This window comes from Pseudomonas sp. SWRI81 (genome assembly GCF_014268545.1).
In the GTDB taxonomy this organism is placed as follows: domain Bacteria; phylum Pseudomonadota; class Gammaproteobacteria; order Pseudomonadales; family Pseudomonadaceae; genus Aquipseudomonas; species Aquipseudomonas hamedanensis.
Window position 1 is genome coordinate 172,593 of the sequence record NZ_JABWQS010000005.1, and the last position, 23,209, is coordinate 195,801.

Annotated in this window: 21 protein-coding genes; 7 read left to right on the plus strand and 14 right to left on the minus strand. The window is 60.4% G+C overall.

Annotated elements, in window-relative coordinates:
• Positions 1-199 precede the first annotated feature (199 nt).
• Entirely contained in the window at positions 200-1,813 is a 1,614-nt protein-coding gene (locus HU765_RS05510; protein ID WP_186619319.1) for a methyl-accepting chemotaxis protein, read from the plus strand.
• Between the two features lie 160 nt (positions 1,814-1,973).
• Here HU765_RS05510 and HU765_RS05515 read toward each other — a convergent pair whose 3' ends face one another.
• The gene (locus HU765_RS05515; RefSeq protein ID WP_186619320.1) at positions 1,974-2,405 is read right to left on the minus strand and encodes a nuclear transport factor 2 family protein; all 432 of its coding nucleotides are present in this window, start codon (positions 2,403-2,405) and stop codon (positions 1,974-1,976) included.
• Positions 2,406-2,867: 462 nt separating this feature from the next.
• Here HU765_RS05515 and mqo point away from each other — a divergent pair, with 462 nt between their 5' ends.
• On the plus strand, positions 2,868-4,517 hold the full coding sequence (gene mqo / locus HU765_RS05520; protein ID WP_186551629.1) for a malate dehydrogenase (quinone): 1,650 nt from the start codon (positions 2,868-2,870) through the stop codon (positions 4,515-4,517).
• An 89-nt stretch (positions 4,518-4,606) separates the two neighbouring features.
• On the opposite strand, the gene HU765_RS05525 is transcribed toward mqo, so the two are convergent.
• Positions 4,607-5,035, minus strand: coding sequence for a nuclear transport factor 2 family protein (locus tag HU765_RS05525; protein ID WP_186619321.1), 429 nt, complete (start codon positions 5,033-5,035; stop codon positions 4,607-4,609).
• A 438-nt stretch (positions 5,036-5,473) separates the two neighbouring features.
• On the opposite strand from HU765_RS05525, the gene HU765_RS05530 reads away from it, so the two are divergent.
• On the plus strand, positions 5,474-6,277 hold the full coding sequence (locus tag HU765_RS05530) for an OBAP family protein (RefSeq protein WP_186551627.1): 804 nt from the start codon (positions 5,474-5,476) through the stop codon (positions 6,275-6,277).
• Between the two features lies 1 nt (position 6,278).
• On the opposite strand, the gene HU765_RS05535 is transcribed toward HU765_RS05530, so the two are convergent.
• Positions 6,279-7,145 carry a CAP domain-containing protein gene (locus HU765_RS05535; protein WP_186619322.1) on the minus strand — a complete coding sequence of 289 codons (867 nt, stop codon included), beginning with the start codon at positions 7,143-7,145 and terminating at the stop codon, positions 6,279-6,281.
• Between the two features lie 246 nt (positions 7,146-7,391).
• Positions 7,392-8,162 (minus strand): alpha/beta fold hydrolase, encoded by a 771-nt coding sequence (locus HU765_RS05540; RefSeq protein ID WP_186619323.1) that lies wholly within the window; start codon positions 8,160-8,162, stop codon positions 7,392-7,394.
• Positions 8,163-8,274: 112 nt separating this feature from the next.
• On the opposite strand from HU765_RS05540, the gene HU765_RS05545 reads away from it, so the two are divergent.
• On the plus strand, positions 8,275-9,234 hold the full coding sequence (locus tag HU765_RS05545; RefSeq protein ID WP_186619324.1) for an aldo/keto reductase: 960 nt from the start codon (positions 8,275-8,277) through the stop codon (positions 9,232-9,234).
• A gap of 167 nt (positions 9,235-9,401) precedes the next feature.
• Here the strand turns inward: HU765_RS05545 and paoC are convergent, their stop codons facing one another.
• From paoC to HU765_RS05565, 4 genes are all read right to left on the minus strand, one after another.
• Positions 9,402-11,600, minus strand: a complete 2,199-nt coding sequence (gene paoC, locus HU765_RS05550; RefSeq protein ID WP_186619325.1) for an aldehyde oxidoreductase molybdenum-binding subunit PaoC — start codon at positions 11,598-11,600, stop codon at positions 9,402-9,404.
• Entirely contained in the window at positions 11,597-12,553 is a 957-nt protein-coding gene (locus HU765_RS05555) for a xanthine dehydrogenase family protein subunit M (RefSeq protein ID WP_186619326.1), read from the minus strand. The genes paoC and HU765_RS05555 overlap by 4 nt, the downstream gene beginning before the upstream one ends.
• Positions 12,550-13,173, minus strand: coding sequence for an aldehyde dehydrogenase iron-sulfur subunit PaoA (paoA, locus tag HU765_RS05560; protein ID WP_186619327.1), 624 nt, complete (start codon positions 13,171-13,173; stop codon positions 12,550-12,552). Before paoA ends, HU765_RS05555 begins: the two co-directional genes overlap by 4 nt.
• 285 nt (positions 13,174-13,458) lie before the next feature.
• The gene (locus HU765_RS05565) at positions 13,459-15,210 is read right to left on the minus strand and encodes an L-lactate permease (protein ID WP_186619328.1); all 1,752 of its coding nucleotides are present in this window, start codon (positions 15,208-15,210) and stop codon (positions 13,459-13,461) included.
• 243 nt (positions 15,211-15,453) lie between these two features.
• On the opposite strand from HU765_RS05565, the gene HU765_RS05570 reads away from it, so the two are divergent.
• Positions 15,454-15,660: a hypothetical protein gene (locus HU765_RS05570; protein ID WP_186551619.1), complete on the plus strand. Its 207-nt coding sequence runs from the start codon at positions 15,454-15,456 to the stop codon at positions 15,658-15,660.
• A gap of 48 nt (positions 15,661-15,708) precedes the next feature.
• Here HU765_RS05570 and HU765_RS05575 read toward each other — a convergent pair whose 3' ends face one another.
• Entirely contained in the window at positions 15,709-15,981 is a 273-nt protein-coding gene (locus tag HU765_RS05575) for a hypothetical protein (protein WP_186619341.1), read from the minus strand.
• A 336-nt stretch (positions 15,982-16,317) separates the two neighbouring features.
• Here HU765_RS05575 and HU765_RS05580 point away from each other — a divergent pair, with 336 nt between their 5' ends.
• A complete protein-coding gene (locus tag HU765_RS05580) occupies positions 16,318-17,400 on the plus strand; it encodes a hypothetical protein (RefSeq protein ID WP_186619329.1) in 1,083 nt (360 codons plus the stop codon).
• Positions 17,401-17,732: 332 nt separating this feature from the next.
• On the opposite strand, the gene HU765_RS05585 is transcribed toward HU765_RS05580, so the two are convergent.
• Positions 17,733-17,927 (minus strand): hypothetical protein, encoded by a 195-nt coding sequence (locus HU765_RS05585; protein ID WP_186619330.1) that lies wholly within the window; start codon positions 17,925-17,927, stop codon positions 17,733-17,735.
• 107 nt (positions 17,928-18,034) lie between these two features.
• Between HU765_RS05585 and thpR the strand changes: the two genes are divergently transcribed.
• Positions 18,035-18,574: an RNA 2',3'-cyclic phosphodiesterase gene (gene thpR / locus HU765_RS05590; RefSeq protein ID WP_186619331.1), complete on the plus strand. Its 540-nt coding sequence runs from the start codon at positions 18,035-18,037 to the stop codon at positions 18,572-18,574.
• A 248-nt stretch (positions 18,575-18,822) separates the two neighbouring features.
• On the opposite strand, the gene HU765_RS05595 is transcribed toward thpR, so the two are convergent.
• The 4 genes from HU765_RS05595 to potA form a co-directional block, all read right to left on the minus strand.
• Positions 18,823-19,920, minus strand: coding sequence for a polyamine ABC transporter substrate-binding protein (locus tag HU765_RS05595; protein WP_186619332.1), 1,098 nt, complete (start codon positions 19,918-19,920; stop codon positions 18,823-18,825).
• A gap of 200 nt (positions 19,921-20,120) precedes the next feature.
• On the minus strand, positions 20,121-20,993 hold the full coding sequence (locus HU765_RS05600) for an ABC transporter permease subunit (RefSeq protein ID WP_186619333.1): 873 nt from the start codon (positions 20,991-20,993) through the stop codon (positions 20,121-20,123).
• Positions 20,990-21,904 carry an ABC transporter permease subunit gene (locus tag HU765_RS05605; RefSeq protein ID WP_186551613.1) on the minus strand — a complete coding sequence of 305 codons (915 nt, stop codon included), beginning with the start codon at positions 21,902-21,904 and terminating at the stop codon, positions 20,990-20,992. The genes HU765_RS05600 and HU765_RS05605 overlap by 4 nt, the downstream gene beginning before the upstream one ends.
• Positions 21,901-23,043 carry a polyamine ABC transporter ATP-binding protein gene (gene potA, locus HU765_RS05610; protein WP_186619334.1) on the minus strand — a complete coding sequence of 381 codons (1,143 nt, stop codon included), beginning with the start codon at positions 23,041-23,043 and terminating at the stop codon, positions 21,901-21,903. The genes HU765_RS05605 and potA overlap by 4 nt, the downstream gene beginning before the upstream one ends.
• Positions 23,044-23,209 lie beyond the last annotated feature (166 nt).

The window sequence follows — 23,209 nt, forward strand, 5'->3', positions numbered from 1 at the left end:
ATACCTTGCCTGTGTTAACCGGCGATGAAGGCGAATCCATCGGCGCTGCAAAATGTGACTGGCCGCTCAAAGCAAAAGTTTTGCCGGATTCAAGTCGGTGCTGACATCAGCCGATACGCTCTGTGTCGGCAGGTATAGCGAAATAGGCTTAACTGAAACCCGACAAGCGCAATTCCGCGTGTCCAGGGGAGATTCCACGGTGTCGATCAAACTGCGTTTGGTGTTGCTGATTGCGACCAGTCTGTTGACGGCGCTGATCGTGAGTCTGGTCAGTTATGTCGGTAACCAGCGGATGGCTGCCGCCGTCAGCGACAATGCCGCCAGCATGAGTGCGCTGCGCAACCACATGGAAGCGGACATGATGCACGACGCCCTGCGCGCCGATGTTTATTCGGCGCTGCTGGTCGGCCTGGGCAAAAGCACCAGTACCGCCGCTGAAGTGCGTGAGTCGATTGCCGAGCACGCCGGGCATTTTCACCAGGTGCTCGAAGACAACCTGAAACTGCCGATCAACCCGACCTTGCGCACGGCGCTGGAGCAAATCAAGCCGAGCCTCGACACCTACATCAAGACCGGCGAACAGATCGTCGCGGTGGCGCTGGACAATCCGGACGCCGCCCAGCAACAGCTTGGCACCTTCAATAGCGCGTTTACCCAACTCGAAGAGCAGATGGGCGCGCTCAGCGAACTCATTGAAAGCAACACCCTGCACACCAGCGAAGGCACCGAAGCTGCCATCCGCCATGCCAACCTCGCGTTGGGCGTGGTGCTGATTGCTGGCCTTGTGTTGCTGCTGGGGCAGGGGCGCTGGGTCATCCTGAGTATCATGGGCCCGCTCAAGTCCGCCAGCCGCATCGCTGAAAGCATCGCCCATGGCAATCTCAGCGAACCGATCATCGAACCCGCCGGTAAAGACGAAGCCAGTGTTCTGATCCGCACGCTGGCGACGATGCAACGGGATTTGCGCAACATGATCGATGTGGTGCGGCGCAACGCCCACGGCGTCAGCGGCATGAGCGAGCAACTCAGTCAGGGCTGCCATCAGGTCGCCGACAGCAGTCAGCAACAAAGTGTCGCCGCCGGTACGATGGCGGCCGCCGCCAGCCAGATGACCGCCAGCATCGAAGAAATCACCCGCCACGCCGAGCGTGCCCTGCACATGGCCAATCAGGCCGAAACCCTGGCCAAGGAGGGCGGCGGGGTGATTCATCAAGTGGTCAGCGACATGGACGACATTGCGCGTTCGGCGCAACAGTCGGCGCAGGTGATTCGCACGCTGGACCAGGAATCCGAGGCGATCTTCAACATCATTCAAGTGATCAAGAGCATCGCCGACCAGACCAACCTGCTGGCGCTCAATGCCGCAATTGAAGCCGCACGCGCCGGCGAACAGGGCCGCGGCTTTGCCGTGGTGGCCGATGAAGTGCGCAGCCTGGCGGCGCGCACCAGCGCGTCGACCCAGGAGATTGCCGCGATGGTCGCGCGCATTCAAAACAGCACGCGCGAAGCGGTCAGCAGCATGGAGGCCGGCGTGGCGCAAGTCGACAAGGGCATGGCAGTGACGGCCGAGGTGGAGCGGGCAATTCGCGAAATCCTTGAAGCCACACTGAACACCACGCAACTGGTCAACGACATCACCCGCACCATTGGCGAGCAGAGTCACGCCAGCAATGAGATTGCTCATCAGGTGGAAATGATTGCCGGAATGTCCGAGGGCAATAGTCGGGTGATCGGGCAGACAGCTACGACGACAGATGAGTTGTCGAATCTGGCGGGGCAGTTGGCGCAGTCGGTGGATCGGTTTCGGCTTTGAAATTCAGTTGAAGCAGGCAGTTTTTATAGCGCCTGGCCGGCCGCCTTCGCGAGCAGGCTCGCTCCCACAAGGAACTCAACACCACCAAACCCTGTGGGAGCGGGCTTGCCCGCGAAGAGGCCCGCCCAGACAACATTGAATCAGGCCAATTGACCTTCGATCAGAACTTGAACGCCTGCCGTCCGATCAACAACCACTTGCCATCCTGCTTCTGCCAGATCTGAAAATTTTCGATCTCGGTCGGAATCACCTCGGTACCCTTCAACGCCTGCGCGGAAAAATGGTTACGCACCAGCGCGGTATCGCCAGACAGGGTGATGGTCTGTTTTTGCATTTCAAGGGTCTTGAATGCACTTCGGCCGGTTTCGATGTCGGCGATGAATTCCTTTTTGTCCTGGATTTTGCCGCTGGAGTGGCCATAAGTCAGGTTGGGCGCGGTGAGTGCGTTGAGCTCGGCAATGTCCTTGTGCAGCATCGCCTGGGTCAGGTGATCAACCGCTTGGGCGACATCTTTCTCGGCCGGGGCAGGGGCGGCGATGGCGTAGCCGCTGAAGGCGCAGAGAAAACCGATCAGGAGGCGGGTCTTGTTCATTGAAGATTTTCCTTGTTGTTATGGGTTGTTGACTGCTGAATTCGTCAGTCATCGTACAACGTAGCAGGTTCTTTCGGGATTGTGCAGCGTCGACGGGTCATGTTCGGCGCTTGTCGGCCGATAAGTGCCTGAGTGCAAAAAGACTTTCAGGTCAGAAGCGACGCGCGAGTTTGCCCTGACGTGATATTCTTCGCGCCAACTTGGTTTGACCTAATTCGGTTGGCCTGCCTTTTGGGGCGGGCCGACGGGATCCCTGTCGCTCAAGCAGCTGAAGCCAATAACGATAAGAAGTCAGTTCAGAAGGGACATTAACTGGGGTCGATGCGGCATGTCGGCCTTGTGTGCCCACCCGTCAATATTGAAGTGTGCCGTCATCCGCGACGCGAGCCTGAGCGTCAGCCAAGCGGAGCGCATACAGATAACAGCGGCGGGCGGAAGGCGTTTTATCCATAGGTGCAACAGATGTTTAAAAAAGTGAACACAGCCTTGCTGGGGCTGGCTTTGGCGATGGGGATGTCGTCCGCCAATGCTGAAGAAGCAAAGAAAGTTGACGTCCTGCTGATCGGCGGCGGCATCATGAGCACCACCCTGGGTGTGTGGATCAATGAGCTGGAGCCGAGCTGGTCGATGGAAATGGTCGAGCGCCTCGATGGCGTCGCCCTGGAAAGCTCCAATGGCTGGAACAACGCCGGTACCGGTCACTCGGCGCTCGCCGAGCTGAACTACACCCCGGAAGACGACAAAGGCAACGTGACGATCCCGAAAGCTGTCGAGATCAACGAAGCGTTCCAGGTGTCCCGTCAGTTCTGGGCCTGGCAGGTTCAGCAAGGCGTTCTGAAGAACCCGCGCTCGTTCATCAACACAACTCCGCACATGAGCTTCGTGTGGGGCGATGACAACATCAAGTTCCTGAAAAAGCGCTACGAAGCCCTGCAAGCGAGCCCGCTGTTCGCTGGCATGCAATACTCCGAAGACCCGGCTGTGATCAAGAAGTGGGTCCCGTTGATGATGGAAGGGCGTGACCCGAACCAGAAAATCGCGGCCACCTGGAGCCCGCTGGGAACGGACATGAACTTCGGCGAAATCACCCGCCAGTTCGCCGCGCACCTGCAGACCAAGCCTAACTTCGACTTGAAACTGTCGAGCGAAGTCGAGGACATCACCAAGAACGCCGACGGCACCTGGCGCGTCAGCTACAAAAACCTCAAAGACGGCAGCAAAACCGAAACCGACGCCAAGTTCGTGTTCATCGGCGCTGGCGGCGGTGCCCTGCACCTGCTGCAAAAGTCGGGCATTCCTGAAGCCAAGGAATACGCAGGCTTCCCGGTGGGTGGCTCGTTCCTGGTGACCGAGAACCCGACCATTGCCGAACAGCATCTGGCCAAGGCCTACGGTAAAGCCTCGGTTGGCGCGCCACCGATGTCCGTTCCGCACCTGGACACCCGTGTCCTGGACGGCAAGCGCGTCATCTTGTTTGGCCCGTTCGCGACCTTCAGCACCAAGTTCCTCAAGGAAGGCTCGTACCTGGACCTGCTGACCAGCACCACCACCCACAACATCTGGCCAATGACCAAGGTCGGCATCAAGGAATACCCGCTGGTCGAGTACCTTGCCGGTCAACTGATGCTGTCGGATGAAGACCGTCTGAACGCGCTGAAGGAGTACTTCCCGAACGCCAAGGCTGAAGACTGGCGCCTGTGGCAAGCCGGCCAGCGCGTGCAAATCATCAAGCGTGATGAAGCCGCGGGCGGCGTGCTGAAACTGGGCACCGAGATCGTTACCTCGCAAGACGGTTCCATCGCCGGCCTGCTGGGCGCATCGCCAGGCGCGTCGACCGCTGCACCGATCATGCTGAGCGTGCTGCAGAAAGTCTTCAAAGACAAAGTCGCGACCCCTGAGTGGCAGACCAAGCTGCACCAGATCGTGCCTAGCTACGGTACCCAGCTGAACAGCGATCCGGCCAAAGTGGCCGCAGAGTGGGCCTACACCGCCAAGATCCTCGAACTGCCGACGCCTCCGGTGATCGGTCAGGCCGCTGCTCCGGCAGCCGGCGCTGCGGCTCAGAAGGCTGTGGCACCGAAGGAAAGCGCTGCACGTGACATGGCTCTGTAACTAGAACCCTGACACACAAAACCCACTGAACCGGCGACGGTCAGTGGGTTTTTTTGTGGCCTGGATTTGGAAGGAGCGTAGGGGGGAATTCAGATTTTCGCGTTCGCCAGGTAGGCACCCAACCGCCGGCCCATTTCCTCGCCCAACGCCTGCAACCCGCTCAGCGGCCGCACCATCACTTCAAACTCGATAATCTTGCCGCTGTCGTCGAAGCGAATCATGTCGATGCCTTTGAGTTCTTTCGTACCGACCCTGACACTGAACTCAAGAATCACGTTCAAGCCATCAGCGGTGGCCAGCTCGCGGTGATAGGTGAAATCCTCAAAGACCTCGAACACGGTGTTAAGGATCATGGCCACCACCGGCGCGCCAGGGTAGGGCGTGTGGGCCATGGGCGAGCGAAACACGGCTTGCGGATCAAGCAGTTCGGGAAGGGCGGTGAGATTGCCGCTGCGAATCATCTCGTGCCAGCGCTCGAGGGATGCGCTGACATTGGGCTGTAAGGCGAGATCGGGCATGGTCACTCCTGTTTTTTATTGTTGTTCGACGGCAATGACTCTAGATCAGTCCGGCTGAAATGGGATCCTTGAATATTAAATTGAATACCTGCCTATGTCGGAAGCGGATCAGATGCGCATCTGATCCGTATTTTTCAGTCTCATCTGCCTCTGTATCTAACACAGCCACACGCTCAAAATGCCCGGCAGTGCGGTCACTCGCGACAAGTCTTCATCCCGAAGCGTCCAGTGCACCGCAGGTTTGGCATTGAGGAGAGCTGTATGTACAAGATGGCGTTTTTTCTCGGCGGTTTTCTGACCCTGACCATTCTGATTGGTGTCCTCGCTACGATTTCTCCGGTCTGATCCCGGCGCATTTTTTCGAACTCTGTCGTTCTCCTGCTTTCAGTTGCAGAACAGGGCAAGCCAGCCCGCCACTGAATGATCGAGGAGCGAAACATGCGTAGCACGACCTTGCAGGGACGTTGGGTTCCCGTGGGCTTGATGGTTGCGGCCCTGACCGGTTGCGCGATGAGCAACACCGATTCGCCGGTGCAGACGCCCGGTCAGGCCAAAGCCTCCGACACAGAGATGCTCGAAGTCGGCGCGCAGTGGCTGCAGGACAAGCCGCCGATCCGTGCGTTGAACATGTACCTGGATGGCTTCCATTTCTACAACGGCCATCCTGACGCCCAGATGGAAGCGCATCACTACTGTTCGGCGCTCAACGAAGAAGTGTTTCAGTGCGTGATCTACGATGGCAACACCACCGAAGCCAAGTTGATGGGCGTGGAGTACATCATCAGCCAGCGTCTGTTCACGCAGTTGCCTGCCAAGGAAAAGGCGCTGTGGCACAGTCACGCGCATGAAGTCACCTCAGGTCAGCTGATCGCGCCAGGCATTCCACAAGTGGCGGAAACCCGTCTGATGGAAAAACTCGCCAATACCTACGGCAAGACCTGGCACACCTGGCACACCGATCAGGACAAGCAACTGCCTTTGGGCGTGCCGCAATTGATGATGGGCTTCACTGCTGACGGTCAAGCGGATGCGCAAATGGTCCGCCAGCGCGATCAGCGTCTGGGCGTCGACAGCGCCGAGAAGAAACAGGCTCGCGCCGGGATCAAACCGGCGCCTGTTGCGCCTGGGGCTGACGCCTGGCAGAAGGGCAACGTTGTGCAGATCAAGGATCCGACCGGACATCAGCACGTCATGCCGCGCCCGGCCACCCCCGGCGATGAAAACGCCCGGAGCCAGCCGTGACTTACGGCGCGCCGAACAGCATCGTCCAGTAGACGCCTTTATCACTGCGCGATTCACTGGTGAACCCCGCGCCCACCTGCGTGAAGATCGGGCTCATCAGGTTGGCGCAATGGCCCGGGCTGGCCAGCCAGCCCGCCATCGCCTTGCCGGGCGAACTTTGTCCGGCGGCAATGTTCTCGCCCACTTGCCGACCACGATAACCGGCAGCCCGGGCGCGATCGGCGGGCATATCGCCGTCAGGGTCGCGGTGGGCAAAGTAGTTGCCATACGCCATGGCTTTGCTGTGTCCCTGTGCCGCTGCGCCCAGTGCGGCATTCCAGCTCAGTGGTCGGGCCGCGGCGAAACGCTGGCGTCCGCACATCCGCGGACGGGCGCGGGCGGCGTTGACCTCGGCGAGCAAAGCTTTGCCAACGCTGCGGTTATCGCCGACGCGACGGTCGAGCACCGGTTGCGCGAGCACCACTTGCCATTGATTGCGCGATCGGCTGACGCCGATATCGGCATAGCTGGCATCCAGCAAGGCGGCGCAGTAATCACTCTGCAACAGGTCGAAAGCCTCGTCGGCGTCCTCGGCACCGACAATGCGAATGCTGCGCACCGCGACGGCCGAATACCCGGACGACTTCAACGCTTCCCGCATGCCGCCGCCATAGCGATAGCCGATCGGCAAGGCCAGATTCGCCTGCAACGTCAGAGGCGCCAGGCGTTGTCCCGGCCGGCGCTCGCAGCGCTGCGGATGCGCACGATAGTCGTTGATGGCGGCCACCAATTGTCGCTCTGCTCCGGCATGGGCAGTTGGCACAAACAGTGGCGACAGGATCAGCAGGCACAGCGAAAGCAGGCGAGACGAACGAACGGCGTGGCGCATGGGACGGGCAGCTCAAGGGGGGACAGCGCTAAAGTGGGAGAGCCGCGCAGGGCGGCGCGAATAGGACTGGGGTTTGCGGACTTGGTTCAGGGGCGGCGGGGGCATTTTTAAACTCGCAGAATGGTGTCGTCTGGACCGACGCCATCGCGAGCAGGCTCACTCCTACAGGTGCAAGGTATGCCAAATGTAGGAGTGAGCCTGCTCGCGATAGGGCCAGTGGAAACAACTCCTCACTCAGGCCCGACCTCAGCGATTCAACACATCCCCCATCCACCGCCAATATTCTCCCCGCCCGGAAATCGAGTTATGCCCCGAATCCGGTACCACCTTCAGCGTCGCCACGCCTTGAGGGAAGCTTTCGAACAACCGCTGCGTGCTGCTGCGTCCAATCACTTCGTCATCACTGGCCGCCAACAACAACGTCGGCACGCGGATATGCGCCGCGTACTTGCCCGATTCGAAACGATCCTTGAGTAACCACTTCACCGGCACCCATGGGTATTGCTGCTCGGCGATTTCCTTGAGGCTGTTGAACGGCGTCACCAATATCAGCTTCTGCACCGGCCGCTGGCTGACCAGACGCACCGCCACGCCCGAGCCCAGACTTCGTCCGACCACGGCAATTTGCGGGTGGCTCGCATACACCTGATCGAACAATGCCAGCGCATCTTCGGCAATCGCCGCTTCGGAAGGTGAGCCAGTGCTGCCGCCAAAGCCCCGATAGTGCAAAAAATACAGCGCGTAATCGGGAAACGCCTCGGCAAATTCCTCAAGATTGCGCGAAACGTCTTCGGCATTGCCGCCGAAATAGATCAGTGCCCGCGATCCGCTGCGCTCGCGAGTGGTCACCCAAACCTCCGCGTCCGGCATCGACAGCTTCAGCCGTGAATCTGCTGAGGTTACTGCGGCAGGCTGTGGAAAATAGATCAGCGAACGCTGAAACACGAACAGCGCCGCACACAGCACCAGGTACACGGCAGCGATGAAAACGACGAGTGACATCAGCGTTCGGGACATTCGGCTACTTTTAACGGGGTGAGGGGGTTTGCTGTCGCAGTGTAGTTCAGCAACTGCGCCTGACAGCCGTCGCACACAACATGCAACAGATCCGCGCAGCAGGAGGACCCGCATGCGCCACACTGAGGGTTACTCCCGTCGTCGCTTGCTGAGGCTGGCTGCCGAGGCGACGGCGGTTTTTACGGTTGATCGGGCGCTGGCCACTGTCTTGCCGCCAACCGTCACTTCGCCGGACAAGGCAGGAGAGCAGACTATGCAGACCCGTACCATCCCTTCCAGCTCCGAGTCGCTGCCCATGGTCGGGTTGGGCACCTATCGCGGTTTCGACGTCGCCCCGGGTGATCCGGCTTACAAACAGTTACCGGCGGTACTCAGCGAACTGTTTCGCAAGGGCGGCACGGTGGTCGACAGCTCGCCGATGTACGGCCGCGCCGAGCAGACCACCGGCGAGTTGCTATCGATTCACGAACCACGCTCGCCGGCCTTTCTGGCAACCAAAGTGTGGACCCGTGGACGTGAGGAGGGCATCGCGCAGATGGAGCAGTCGTTCAACCTGCTGCAAACCGAACGCATCGACTTGATGCAGATCCATAACCTGCTCGACTGGAAAACCCACCTGCCGACGCTGCGCGAATGGAAAGAGCAGGGACGGATTCGCTATATCGGCATCACGCATTACACCTCCTCGGCCTACGACGAAGTTGAAGCCGTCCTGAAAGCCGAAAAGCTCGATTTTCTGCAAATCAATTACGCCCTCGACGACCGAGGTGTCGAGAAACGCATTCTGCCGCTGTGCCGCGAACGTGGAGTGGCGGTGATTTGCAACCGGCCGTTTGGTGGCGGCGATTTGCTCGCCCGGCTCAAGGGCAAAGCCCTGCCGGCGTGGGTCTCGGATGTGCAGGTCAACAGTTGGCCGCAACTGGCGCTGAAATTTTTGCTGGCACATCCAGCGGTGACCTGCGTGATACCGGGGACCGGCAATCCGCGTTACATGGCCGATAACGCCGGGGCGGGATTCGGGCCGATGTTGACCGATGCGCAGCGGCATCAGTTGATTGCGCTGGTGGGCTGACCCCGCACAAACGTTGCTGCCCCAGCGCAACGCTTCGAGCAACAACGCAATTACCGTGAAGTGGCGCCACCTGTAGGAGCTGTCGAGTGCAACGAGGCTGCGATTCTTTTGATCTTGCTTTGAACATCAAAAGATCGCAGCGTGCCGCAGCGCCCACAGGGACGTTTTCAGATCATCTCCGGCAACGAATCAAGAATCTTGTCCAGCGTAATCGGATACTCCCTGACCCGCGCCCCGGTGGCGTTATAGATCGCATTCGCCACCGCCGCACTCACGCCGCAAATCCCCAACTCACCGACACCCTTGGCCTTCATCGGCGAAGAAATCGGGTCGGTTTCATCCAGGAAAATTACCTCCTGATGCGGAATGTCGGCATGCACCGGCACTTCATATCCAGCCAGATCATGGTTGACGAAAAAGCCCAGGCGTTTGTCCACCGCCAGTTCTTCCATCAATGCCGCGCCGACGCCCATGGTCATCGCGCCGATCACCTGACTGCGTGCCGACGTCGGGTTGAGAATCCGCCCGGCAGCGCACACCGCAAGCATGCGCCGCACGCGCACTTCGCCGGTGGCGGCATCGACGGCGACTTCGACAAAGTGCGCGCCGAAGGTCGATTGCTGGTATTTCTCGGCCAGATCACCGAACTCGATGCTGTCCTCGCCGACCAGTGCGCCGTCTGCCGCCGCGTTGCGCAGCGGCAGGCTTTGGCTGCCGACGCGCACTTGCCCGTCGACGAATTCGGCCTGATCCGCCGCCAGCCCCAGTCTGGCCGCCACCGCTTCGCGCAGTTTTACGCAGGCAGCGTAGACGCCTGCGGTCGAGCAGTTACCGCCGAACTGGCCGCCGGAGCCGGCTGACACCGGAAAGTTTGAATCACCCAGACGCACCACCACATCATCGAGGCCAACGCCCATCATTTCGGCCGCCGTCTGCGCGATGATCGTGTAGCTACCGGTGCCGATGTCGGTCATGTCGGTTTCCACGACGACTTTGCCATCGCGCTCCAGCCGTACGCGGGCGCCGGACTTGACCAGCAGGTTGTTGCGAAACGCCGCGGCGACGCCCATGCCGATCAGCCAACGGCCTTCTCGGTGCGTGCCCGGCTTCGCCTTGCGCTGATTCCAGCCGAACTTCTCGGCACCGGTCTGCAGGCATTTGATCAGTTGGCGTTGGGAGAATGGCCGCTCGGTTTTCACCGGATCGACCTGGGTGTCGTTGAGAATGCGAAATTGCACCGGGTCCATGTTCAGCTGTTCGGCCATTTCGTCCATGGCGATTTCCAGCACCATCAGCCCCGGCGCTTCGCCGGGCGCGCGCATGGCGTTGCCCTCGGGCAAGTCGAGCGGCGCCAGGCGCATGCTGACGCGGCGGTTTTGCGCGGCGTAGAGCAGTTGGCTCGGCTGCGCGGCGAGTTCGACCTTGCCGTCAGCCAGGTTGCCCGACCAGCCTTCGTGGGCAATGGCCGTGAGCTTGCCGTCAGCGGTTGCACCCATGCGGATGCGCTGAATCGTCGCCGGGCGGTGGGTGGTGTTATTCGCCATCTGCGGGCGAGCCAGGGCGACTTTCACCGGTCTGCCGGCCATGCGCGCCCCGAGGGCGGCCAGGATCACGTCGGCGCGGATGAACAACTTGCCGCCAAAACCACCGCCGATGTACGGCGAGACCAAACGGACATTTTCCTTCGGCAGGCCGAGGGTTTTCGCGATGTCACCGACACTCCAGGCGACCATCTGGTTCGACGTCCACACGGTCAGCTGATCGCCTTCCCATGCGGCCAGTGTCGCGTGCGGTTCCATCATCGCGTGGGACTGGTCAGGGGTGGTGTAGGTCTGATCGAACTGCACCGGCGCCGCGGCAAACGCCTTGTCAAAATCACCGTGATTGACGTCAGGCAACTCGTCTTTCGGCTCGACGCCCAGATCTTTGACGCTGGCCAGATCGAACTTGCCTTCCGTGGTTTCGTAATCAACCTTGACCCATTGCGCGGCGGCGCGGGCTTGTTCGAAGGTCTCGGCGACGACCAGTGCGACGGCCTGCTGATAGTGCTGGACTTCAGGCCCGGCGAGTAGGTGCGCAGCGTTGTAATCGCCCTTGGCGAGCTTGCCGGCGTTCTCGGCAGTGACGATCGCCAGCACGCCCGGCGCGGCTTTGGCCTCGTCCAGATGAATCGCTTTGATCCGGCCTTTGGCGATGGCCGAATCGACCATGAAGCCGTAAGCCTGGTTGGCTGCTGCCTCATGTTGCTCGTAGGCATAAGTGGCCTGGCCACTGGTTTTCAGCGGACCTTCGATGCGCTCGGTGGGGTGGCCGACGACCTTCAGGCGGTCGATGGGGTTGGTGGTGGCGGGCGTGTCGAATTTCATGCCGTTTCCCTCGCTTGCGCCAACACCGAGGCCAGCGTGCGCTCGACCAGTGTCAGTTTGAATTGGTTGTCAGCGGTGGGTGTCGCGCCTTCGAGCAGGCGTTCGCTGACCGCTTTTGCGCCTTTTGGCAGCAGCGCCTCGGCGGCTTCGACCCGCCACGGTTTCGGCGCGATGCCGCCGACCGCCACGCGGCCTGTGCCGTCCTTTTGCAGGATCAAACCCACCGAGACCAGCGCAAAGGCGTAGGACGAGCGATCGCGCACCTTGTGATAAATGTGCGTGCCACCGACCGGAGGCGGCAGCGTTACGGCGGTGATGAATTCGCCGGGCGTGAGGCTGGTTTCGATATTCGGTGTGTTGCCCGGCAACTGATGAAAGTCAGCCATCGGGATACTGCGCGTGCTGCCGTCGGGTTTCACCGTTTCAATCTGCGCATCGAGGGCGCGCATGGCGATGGCCATGTCGCTTGGGTGGGTGGCAATGCACGCGTCGCTGACGCCGATGATCGCCAATTGCCGTGTGACCCCGCCGATGGCTGCGCAGCCGCTGCCGGGATTGCGTTTGTTGCAGGCTTGGTGCGTGTCGTAAAAGTACGGGCAGCGGGTGCGCTGCAACAGGTTGCCGGCGGTGGTCGCCATGTTGCGCAGTTGCCCGGACGCGCCGGCGAGCAGGGCGCGGGAAAGCAGGGCGTAATCCTTGCGCACGCGGGTATCGGCGGCCAGGTCGGTGTTGCGCACCAATGCGCCGATGCGCAGTCCGCCCTCGGGCGTGGCTTCGATCTGATCCAGGCCGAGGTGGTTGATGTCGATCAGGTGCGCCGGGGTCTCGATGTCGAGTTTCATCAGGTCGAGCAGGTTGGTGCCGCCGGCGATGAACTTCGCGCCCTGGACTTGCGCAGCTTGTGCGGCGGCTGCGGCAGGCGAGTCGGCGCGGCTGTAATTGAAGGCTCTCATGCCGGCACCTCCGCGACTTCAGTGATGGCTTCGATGATGTTCGAGTAAGCGCCGCAGCGGCAGATGTTGCCGCTCATGCGCTCCTGCAATTCGGCGGCGATCAGCTTCGGCGGCTCGGTCAGGCTCGGGCTGACGTGGCTGGGAATGCCGTCGCGGATTTCCTTGAGCACGGCGACCGCCGAGCAGATCTGCCCCGGCGTGCAATAGCCGCATTGATAACCGTCGTGCTTGATGAATGCGGCTTGCATCGGATGCAGTTTGTCCGGCATGCCGAGGCCTTCAATGGTGGTGACCTCGCTGCCCTCGTGCATGACCGCCAGGGTCAGGCAGGCATTGATCCGCCGCCCGTCGGCGATCACCGTGCAGGCGCCGCACTGGCCGTGGTCGCAGCCTTTCTTGGTGCCGGTCAGGTGCAGGTGTTCGCGCAGGGCATCGAGCAGGGTGGTGCGGTTGTCGACATCCAGCGTTTGCGGTTTACCGTTGACGTGCAGGGTGACTTTGCTCATGGCCGTTTGCTCCAGACTGGCCGCGTAGGCCTTGAGGCTGATGAAAGGGGGCATTGCGAACGCCGTCGCGGTTACGGCGCCGAGGATCATGAAATTGCGTCGGGAAATCGGCATGATTCGATTCCTTGTCTCATCGGGCGGCAGGATTGCAAAAAGGCCCAAAGGGGCGCGCCGGCATGCATGCCAGTCTCGTTAAGGAGTGACCGCCGGAGAGGGGAAAAGGTTTTGTCGGATTTGCGCTAAAGGGTTATGTGCTGGATTCATCAATCTTCAAAACAACACAAAACCCCTGTAGGAGTGAGCCTGCTCGCGATAGCGGTCCGTCAGTTGATACTGATTTGACTGACAGACCGCTATCGCGAGCAGGCTCGCTCCTACAGTGGAGATGTGTTTCTCCAGTTAATGCCCCACCACCATCGAAGTAAACGGCGGCACATACGCCTGCAACGTCACCAGCCCGCCAACCAGGATCGCCAGCACGATGGAGTGGAAAAACACGTAACGCAGGATCTCGCCCTCATGGCCGTACCAGCGGGTCGCGGTGGAGGCGACGACGATGGATTGCGCGTCGACCATTTTGCCCATCACGCCGCCGGAACTGTTCGCTGCCGCCATCAGCACCGGGCTGATCCCGAGCTGTTCCGAGGTCACCCGTTGCAAGCCGCCGAACAGCACGTTCGACGCGGTATCGGAGCCGGTCAGTGCCACCCCGAGCCAGCCGAGCAGGGTGCCGAACATCGGGTAGAAAATCCCCGTCGCGGCGAACGCCAGCCCCATCGTCGCATCCAGCCCCGAATACCGAGTGAGAAAGCCCAGCGCGAGCATCGCCGCAATGGTGATCAGCGAAAACCGCACCACCCACAACGTGCGCAGGTACTGCTTGATCAATTGCGGGATCGAATAGCCCATCAGCAAGCCGCCCACGATCGCCGCCAGCAAAATCCCGCTGCCGGTCGCGGTCAGCCAGGTGAATTTGTACACCGCTTCCTCGGCTTTCGGTGCCGCGACCACTGGCGGGACTTTTTCGATCTGCAGGTGCAGGCTGGTAAAGGTCACTGCCGGGGCGAAGAGCGGATTGGCCTCGCGCATGGGTTTGCCTTGCGCATCAAGCTTGGCCGACTGCGTGACCGGATCAATCACCGGGCGCGTATCGAACATGTTTTTGAAACCCTGGGTGCCCCAGGCAAACACGAACACGGTGAGGATGATCCACGGCATCCACGCGCGCATCACCGCCGGGCGCGCCTGATCGCTGAACGCGGCGCTGGCGGTGATGTTTTGTTCATCAACCTTTGAATTGTCGACGCGGCCGGACAGCGCCGCCGATGTGTGGATGGTCGCCGGTTTCCAGGCTTTCAAAAACAGCGTCAGACAGGCCATGGAAATCAGCGCGGCGATCACATCCACCAGCATCGGCCCGTGGTAGTTCGACACGACGAATTGCGGGATGGCGAAACTGACGCCGGCCACCAGAATCGCCGGCCATACCTCAAGCATCTTGCGCCACCCGGCAAAGGCCCAGATCAACCAGAACGGCACCAGCACCGAAAAGAATGGCAACTGCCGCCCGACCATCATCGACAGCTCCATTTCGTCCAGCCCGGTGACTTTGGCCAAGGTGATGATCGGCGTGCCCAGCGCACCAAACGCGACCGGCGCAGTATTGGCGATCAGCGCCAGGCCCGATGCCGCCAGCGGCGAAAAACCCAGGCCGATCAGAATCGCCCCGGTCACCGCCACCGGGGTGCCGAAGCCCGCCGCGCCTTCGAAAAACGCGCCGAAGCAGAAGGCGATCAGCAACAGCTGCAAGCGGCGGTCATCGGTGATGCGCGCCAGAGAGTCCTGCAGCACTTTGAACGAACCGTTCTCGGTGGTCAGGCGATGCAAAAAGATGATGTTAAGGACGATCCAGCCGATCGGCAGCAGGCCATTCGCCGCGCCGAACAACGCCGCCGAACCGGCCATGCCCGCCGGCATATCGAAGGCAAAAATCGAAATGAGCAACGCTGAAGCCAGCGCCAGCAACGCTGCCAGATGCGCCTTGACGTGAAAAAACGCCAGTGCCGCGAGCATCACCACCACCGGCACGGCGGCCATCAGCGTGGAGAGCACCGGGTTGCCGAACGGGTCATAAATTTGCTGCCAGACCATGGTCCACCTCTGCTTGTTGTTATTGAGGGCGCAGATCCGTTGCGTGGGGGTTGGTTGCAAGCAGTATAGGAGGCATTTCGCCGCTGTTCGGTCAGCGCAGGCGGGGCGACAAACGGTCGATAGTGGCCACTGAATCATCGACCGATTGCCCGGTCGTATCTGCGGCTGCGCGCAGCGTGTCCCGACGACACCGGCAGCGCGGCGATTTCTGTCGTCAAGACCTTGGTTTTAGGGAAGTGTTGAATGAAGCGCGCGACAACGATGCTGCTGACCGTTTGCGCCGCCGTACTGCTCGGCGGCTGTATTGCAGACTTTGATGATGACCACCGGCATGGCCGGCATTACGACCGTGATCATGGCCGCTATTACGATCATGACCGGCGCTGGGATGACCGCGATGACGATCGCCGCGACGGGCGTCGTTATTACCGTGATCGCGACGATGACTGATTGAATGAAAAAGAGGGCGTTCATCCGAAAGGGGAACGCCCTCAACGGTTAAAAATGAGCGCTCGCCCGGACGCTGGATCGCGCAGGCACGGCGGCCTCGATGTCCAGCAAATGGGTGGCGAGGATGTCGCTCAGAAAACGGAACTGATCGTTGAAGCCGACCACTTCATTGCTGAAATGATTGCTCGCGGCGGGCATCAGAAGATCTTCGAAATCTTCGTTGAACACCAGGGTCGGCACCTTGCGGTTCACTACATGCTGTTCGTAGTAGTTGCTGCCGAACACCGGGAAACTCACGCAGAGGGTGATTGGGGTATGCATTTTCATGTGAACGCCTCGTTGTGTGTCGGATGCGCTAATCGTGCCTTTCATGAACGATGGGCGGAAGGCAATCGTGGCGATGGTGAATATCGACAGTAGTGATGGTCAGCGAATATCCCCGGTGGGAGCGGGCTTGCTCGCGAAGGCAGTGTGTCAGTCAATGCATGTGGTACCTGACACTCTGCATTCGCGAGCAAGCCCGCTCCCACATTTGAAATGCGTTCCAACCTGTGGGAGCGAGCCTGCTCGCGAAGAGGCCGCTGCATCCACCATCACCTTTGACTGACCCACCTATACTCAAATCTGCACCTCCCTCATCCAAAGGACACCACCACCGTGAACCCGCGCGCGCTGGTTGTCGTCGCACTGTTTCTGCTGGCCGGCTGCGCCTCCTCGGCCCGGACGCCGGTGAGTGCGCCGCAAGCCGTGGTGGTGTCGCCGCAAACCTGGCAGCAAATCGACCGCGACATCCTCAGCGCCTCGCAGCAGGCCACCGAGCAGGTCAAGCTGTTCGCCCGTGGTTCGATGGAACATTGGCGCACGCGGGTCTATCAGCAAACTGAAGAAAATTTCATCCCGTGGTTCAGCAGCTACTGGACCCAGGAATGGCTGTCGATGAAGGTCAGTTGGTACACGATCAGCGCCGGCGGCGAGCAGGACGCTTCGGCGAAACGGCTGGCGGCGTATCTGCTTGAGCAATATCAGGAAAGAGTGCTGGCCCCCGTCGCTGTAGAGATCGATCCGGATGCGATTCTCGCCCAGGCCACGGCGTTCTATGCGCAGTTGATGGCGCAGCAGATGCTGCTCATCGCCCAGCGCCATGGCGTGCCGGTGGCGCAGCTGAACGGGCGCTTGCAGAAGATTTCCGCCATCGCCCTTGGGCCGCCGCCGGCGCGGGATGCTTCCTTGTTCAAGGTGATCAGCACCGAGCCGCTGAACACCCTGCCAGCCTATGCCGCGCTGATTGACAAGATCCACACCGACGGCGGCGCCAAGGGCATTTCCTCTACCGATGCGGCGATGGCCCCGGTCGCCAAGCGCGCCAGCCAGCGCATCGAAGCGGAAATGGCCCCGCGCGGCGCGGCCAGCGCAGTAGCCGCTGCCGCGGGAAAGCTGGCCGGGGCGATGATCTCAGTGGGGGTGGCCGGTATTCGCGCAATTATCCAGGCCAACGACCGCCCCGACAGCGAATCGCTGATTCGCAGCAGTCTGGGCAATACCTTCGACAAGGCCTGGCTGAAGCTGGTGCAAAACCCGACGACCGGGGTCATGGCCGGCACGCTGCACATGGCCGGGCACATCGAGCGCAGTCTCGGTGCGGCTGATGAGCCGCCGGTGGGGCTGGGGGTGAACCGTGTCGGATGGCGCCCGGGGCAGTCGATCAGTCAACCGATCGAACCCGACATGCAAGGCGAATGAAAGAAGTCGGTGTCTGAGCCACCGCTTTCGCGGGCAAGCCCGCTCCCACACGATCTGTGGATTGCCGAAATAGTCATTACACAACAAGACCCTGTGGGAGCGAGCCTGCTCGCGAAGGCGGTAAATCAGTCACGTTTCTGCGAACTGACACACATTCGCGGGCAAGCCCGCTCCCACATGATCTGTGGATTGCCGAAATAGTCATCACACAACAAGACCCTGTGGGAGCGAGCCTGCTCGCGAAGGCGGTGAATCAGTCACCTTTTTGCCAACTGACACACTGCATTCGCGGGCAGGCCCACTCCCACAGGATGAGTGTTCACGGGCTGTATTCACTCGGGTGAGGGGGTGATGCGGCAGCTTTTGCGTTGGCGTATGTCCTCGTCGCTTGGACGCTCGCGCACGAATTCAAAGCGGGGTTCACCCTCGCTGTAATGCACCAGCCAGCCCCATTCCAGCTCGCTTTCGTCCTGTCCGGGATGTGGTGGCCGGGCCCACCAGGGTTCTTTGCTGAGGATCTCGCGCATGGCAGCCTCCGGTTGTTGGCAATCCTTGAACTATAGCTTCCTGTCGCAAGTCGTCAGAACAGGCTGTGTAGAATCGCACGTATCACAATGAGCGAGGGGGCAGGGCGATGATGGATGAGGTGCGCAGGGACGAACCGTCGAAGCGGCTGTTTTTCGCCCTCGGCTGCCAGCCGGCTCAGCGCAAGGCGATTGCGCAATGGCGTGCGCAGTTGGCTTTGCGAAGCGGTAAACCGGTGCCGGCCGACAATTTTCATCTGACCCTGCTGTTTCTCGGCGCGGTGCCGTTAGCGCAGATTCATGGCGTCTGCGAAGCGGCTGGCAGCGTGCGCACGCCGGGGCAGGCGTTGAGGGTTACGCTGGATCGTTTACAGGTCTGGCAACGTGCGGGGGTTTTATCGCTGGCACCCGAGCAGGCACCGCCGGCGTTGTTGCGTCTGGTCTACGCCCTGGAGCAGGCGATGTTGCCATTCGGCTTTGAAGAGTCCACCCGGGAGTTCCGCCCGCACCTGACCCTGGCGCGCGAATTCCGAGCAGCGGAACCGGAAGCAAGCACACCGCCGGAATTCTTGCTGCGCGCTGAACGCTTCGCTTTGTTCGAATCACACAAGGGGCGCTATCGGATGTTGCAGGACTGGTCGCTGATCTGAGCGCACAAAAAAAGGCGCCCGAAGGCGCCTGCAAATTCACCCGAGCCGAGGGAGCCAGGTGAGGCCGTTCAGAGCAGGGTGCAGCGGTGGTAAGGCGCTGCGTGAACGGAAAAACGTTTGCCGGCACAACACCGATTTATAGTGGGAGCGGGCTTGCTCGCGAATGCGTCAGCACATTCAGTATCGCAGTTGGCTGACACGCCGCTATCGCGAGCAGGCTCACTCCTACATTTTGATCACTGGCGTGCTTATTTACCGAGCTTCACCCGGGTCCAGCCCCGAGTCATGATCCGCTGCGTAGCAATTGGCTGATCCGGCACCGCATACAGCGTCGCCATCACCGCTTGCGACGGGTACGAGCCCGGTTCGTTGCGGATCGCTTCATCGACCAACGGCGTCGCGGCGGCGTTGGCGTTGCTGTAGCCGATGCTGTTGGTGACTTCGGCGATGATGTCAGGCCGCATCAGGAAATCCATGAACAGATAGGCGTTGTCGACGTTCGCCGCATCGCGCGGGATGGCGACCATGTCGTAGAAGCTGCCGGCGCCTTCCTTGGGAATGCTGTAGTCGATCACCACGTGGTTGCCCGATTCCACCGCACGGGCCTTGGCCTGCAACACGTCGCCGGAGTAACCGACGGCCACGCAGATGTTGCCATTGGCCAAATCCGAGATGTACTTGGAGGAATGGAAATACGCCACGTAGGGGCGGATCTTCATGAACAGCGCTTCGGCTTCGCCGATGTGTGCCTTGTCCTTGTCGTTCACCGGATAGCCCAGGTAATGCAGCGCGGCCGGGAGCATTTCGGTCGGCGAGTCGAGGAAGCTGATGCCGCAGGCTTTGAGCTTTTCAGCGTTCTCGGGTTTGAACAGCAAGTCCCAGGAGTTGGTCGGGGCGTTGGCGCCGAGCACCTCCTTGACCTTGGCCGGATTAAAACCGATGCCGATCGAGCCCCACATGTACGGGAACGCATGGGCATTGTCCGGATCGCTGGCGGCGGCGTTTTTCAGCAGCACCGGGTTGAGATTCTTCCAGTTCGGCAGTTTTGATTTGTCCAGCGGCTGGTAAACGCCGGCCTTGATCTGCTTGGCCAGAAAACTGTTCGACGGCACGACAATGTCGTACCCGGATTTGCCCGCCAGCAAGCGCGCCTCAAGGGTTTCGTTGCTGTCGAAAACGTCGTAGGTCACGCGGATGCCGGTTTCGTCTTCAAACTTCTTCACGGTGTCTGGCGCGATGTAATCGGACCAGTTGTAAACACGCAGCACCTTGTCGTTGGCCTGGGCGCCCATGATCATCGCGCCCGTTAAGGACAGTGTCAGCAGAGTCCTGCCAAACATTTTCATCGGTACAACTCCATTCTTCTTATTCAAAAACACAAAGCCAAAACCCGGTGCACATAAACCTTGTGGCGAGGGGATTTATCCCCGCTCGGCTGCGAAGCAGTCGCAAAACCCGAATACAGAGTTTTCAGGTAGAACTGCTGGGTCTGCTTCGCAGCCCAACCGGGATGAATCCCCTCGCCACAGTTATTCATCAATGTTGCTTAGGCGGTCGCCGCACGTTGCGGCTGCCACGACTCGTTCGCGGTCTGCTCCATCGCTTCTTGAATCGCCCGCTTGCGGTTGGCTTCTGCCTGACGGCCGAAGTACCAGACGAGGAAAGTCACCATCGACACCGCCAGCAGAATCAGGCTGGCCACGGCGTTGATCTCAGGCTTGACGCCCAGACGTACCGCCGAGAACACTTCCATCGGCAGGGTGGTGGAACCCGGCCCGGAAACGAAACTTGCCAGCACCAGATCGTCCAGCGAGAGGGCGAACGACATCATCCCGCCTGCCGCCAGCGACGGCGCGATCATCGGAATGGTGATCAGGAAAAACACCTTGAACGGTTTGGCGCCGAGATCCATTGCCGCTTCTTCGATCGACAGGTCCAGCTCCCGCAGACGGGCGGAGACCACCACTGCTACATAAGCGGCACAAAACGTGGTGTGGGCGATCCAGATCGTCACGATGCCGCGTTCCTGTGGCCAGCCGATCAACTGCGCCATCGCCACGAACAGCAGCAACAACGACAGACCGGTAATCACCTCAGGCATTACCAACGGCGCCGTCACCAGCCCACCGAACAGCGTACGGCCCTTGAAGCGCGTCACGCGGGTCAGCACGAACGCCGCCAGCGTGCCCAGCGCCACCGCCGCAATCGCGGTGTAGCAGGCAATTTCCAGCGAGCGCACCACCGAACCCATCAGTTGCGTGTTGTCGAGCAGGCCGACATACCACTTGATTGACCAGCCGCCCCAGACCGTCACCAGTTTTGAGGCGTTGAACGAGTAAATGACCAGGATCAGCATCGGCAGATAGATGAACATCAAGCCGAAGATCAGCATGAATTTCGAAAAATTGAAGCGTTTCATCCCCGTGCCTCCATCTCTTTGGCCTGGCTGCGGTTGAACAGCAGAATCGGCACAATCAGGATCAACAGCATCACCACCGCCAGGGCGGACGCCACCGGCCAGTCGCGGTTATTGAAAAACTCTTGCCACAGCACGCGACCGATCATCAGGGTCTCCGGGCCGCCGAGCAGTTCCGGAATCACGAACTCACCGACCACCGGAATGAACACCAGCATTGCGCCTGCAATGATGCCGTTTTTGGCCAACGGCACGGTGATTTTCCAGAAGTTGTTGAAGTTGCTCGATCCCAGATCCTGCGCGGCTTCCAGCAGGCTGTTGTCGTGCTTGACCAGATTGGCGTAGAGCGGCAGGACCATGAACGGCAGATACGCGTACACGACCCCGATATAGACGGCGGTGTTGGTGTTGAGGATCTCGATCGGGTGATCGGTCAGCCCGGTCCACATCAGAAAACCGTTAAGCAGACCGTTGTTGCTGAGGATGCCCATCCACGCATACACGCGGATCAGAATCGCCGTCCACGTCGGCATCATGATCAACAGCAGCAGGACGTTTTGCGTTTCCTTGCCGGTCCTGGTGATTGCATAGGCCATCGGGAAACCGATCACCAGACACATCAGCGTGCTCAGCGCCGCGACCTTCAGCGAACCGAGGTACGCCGAGAGGTACAGCTCGTCTTCACCCAGCAGGGTGTAATTGCCGATGTTCAGCAGCAGCTGGAATTTCTGCTCGGCGAAGGTGTAGATCTCCGAGTACGGCGGGATCGACAGTGCCGCTTCCGAGAAGCTGATCTTCATCACCAGAAAAAACGGCAGCATGAAGAACAGGAACAGCCAGATGAACGGAATGCCGATCACCAGTTTTCGTCCGCTGGGCACCAGGCGCAGGAATTGCTGATTGAAGGTTCTCATGAGCGCAGTACCACGCCGCTGTCGTCTTCCCACCAGACGTAGACCTTGTCGTCCCAGGTCGGCCGCGCGCCACGGCGTTCGGCGTTGGCCATGAACGACTGAACGACCTTGCCGCCGGGCAGCTCGACGTAGAACACCGAGTGGCCACCGAGGTAGGCGATGTCATGCACCTTGCCTTCGGACCAGTTGTAGCGGCCCTCGGGCTGGGTGGTGCTGACAAGCATTTTTTCCGGGCGGATCGCGTAGGTGACCGACTTGTCCTGCACCGAGGTGCTGACGCCGTGGCCGACGTAGATCTTCTGCTGCAAATCCGGGCTGTGAATGATCGCGTGGCCTTCGAGGTCTTCCACCACGGTGCCGTCAAAGGCGTTCACGTTGCCGATGAACTCGCAGACCATGCGGCTGACCGGCGCTTCATAAATGTCGACCGGGCTGCCGATCTGCGCGATCCAGCCCAGGTGCATGATCGCGATGCGCTCGGCCATGGTCATGGCTTCTTCCTGGTCATGGGTGACCATCACGCAAGTCACGCCGACGCGCTCGATGATCTCGACCAGCTCCAGTTGCATCTGCGAACGCAGCTTTTTATCCAGCGCCCCCATCGGCTCGTCGAGCAGCAGCAGCTTCGGCCGTTTCGCCAGTGAGCGGGCGAGGGCGACGCGTTGGCGCTGACCGCCCGACAACTGATGCGGGCGGCGTTTGGCGTATTGGGTCATGTGCACCAGGCGCAGCATTTCTTCGACGCGGGCATCGATTTCGCTGGTCGGCAAACGGTCCTGCTTGAGGCCGAAGGCGATGTTCTGCGCGACCGTCATATGCGGAAACAGCGCGTAGGACTGGAACATCATGTTGATCGGCCGTTCGTACGGCGGCATGTCGGTGATGTCGACGCCATCAAGCAGAATCCGCCCCTCGCTCGGCCGCTCAAAACCGGCGAGCATGCGCAGCAGGGTCGATTTGCCTGAACCTGAGCCACCGAGCAGGGCGAAAATTTCGCCCTGATGGATCTCCAGGGACACATCGTCCACGGCGACGGTTTCGTCGAACTTCTTGGTGACACGATCGACCTTCACCAGCACCTTTTTCGGTTGCTGATGACCTTCAAGTGCCTTCCTGTAAGTGCTGGAGGCGTTTGCCATGTGAAACTCCCAACAGGTTTCAGTTGCCTGGCCAATGTGGCCGGGCTTAAGTGGATTGCAAGCCTGTAAGTGCAATTTCAGTCTTTACGCATCCCCTGTAGGAGTGAGCCTGCTCGCGATGAGGCCATGTCAGTCGACATCTCTGTTGACTGGTCTATTGCTATCG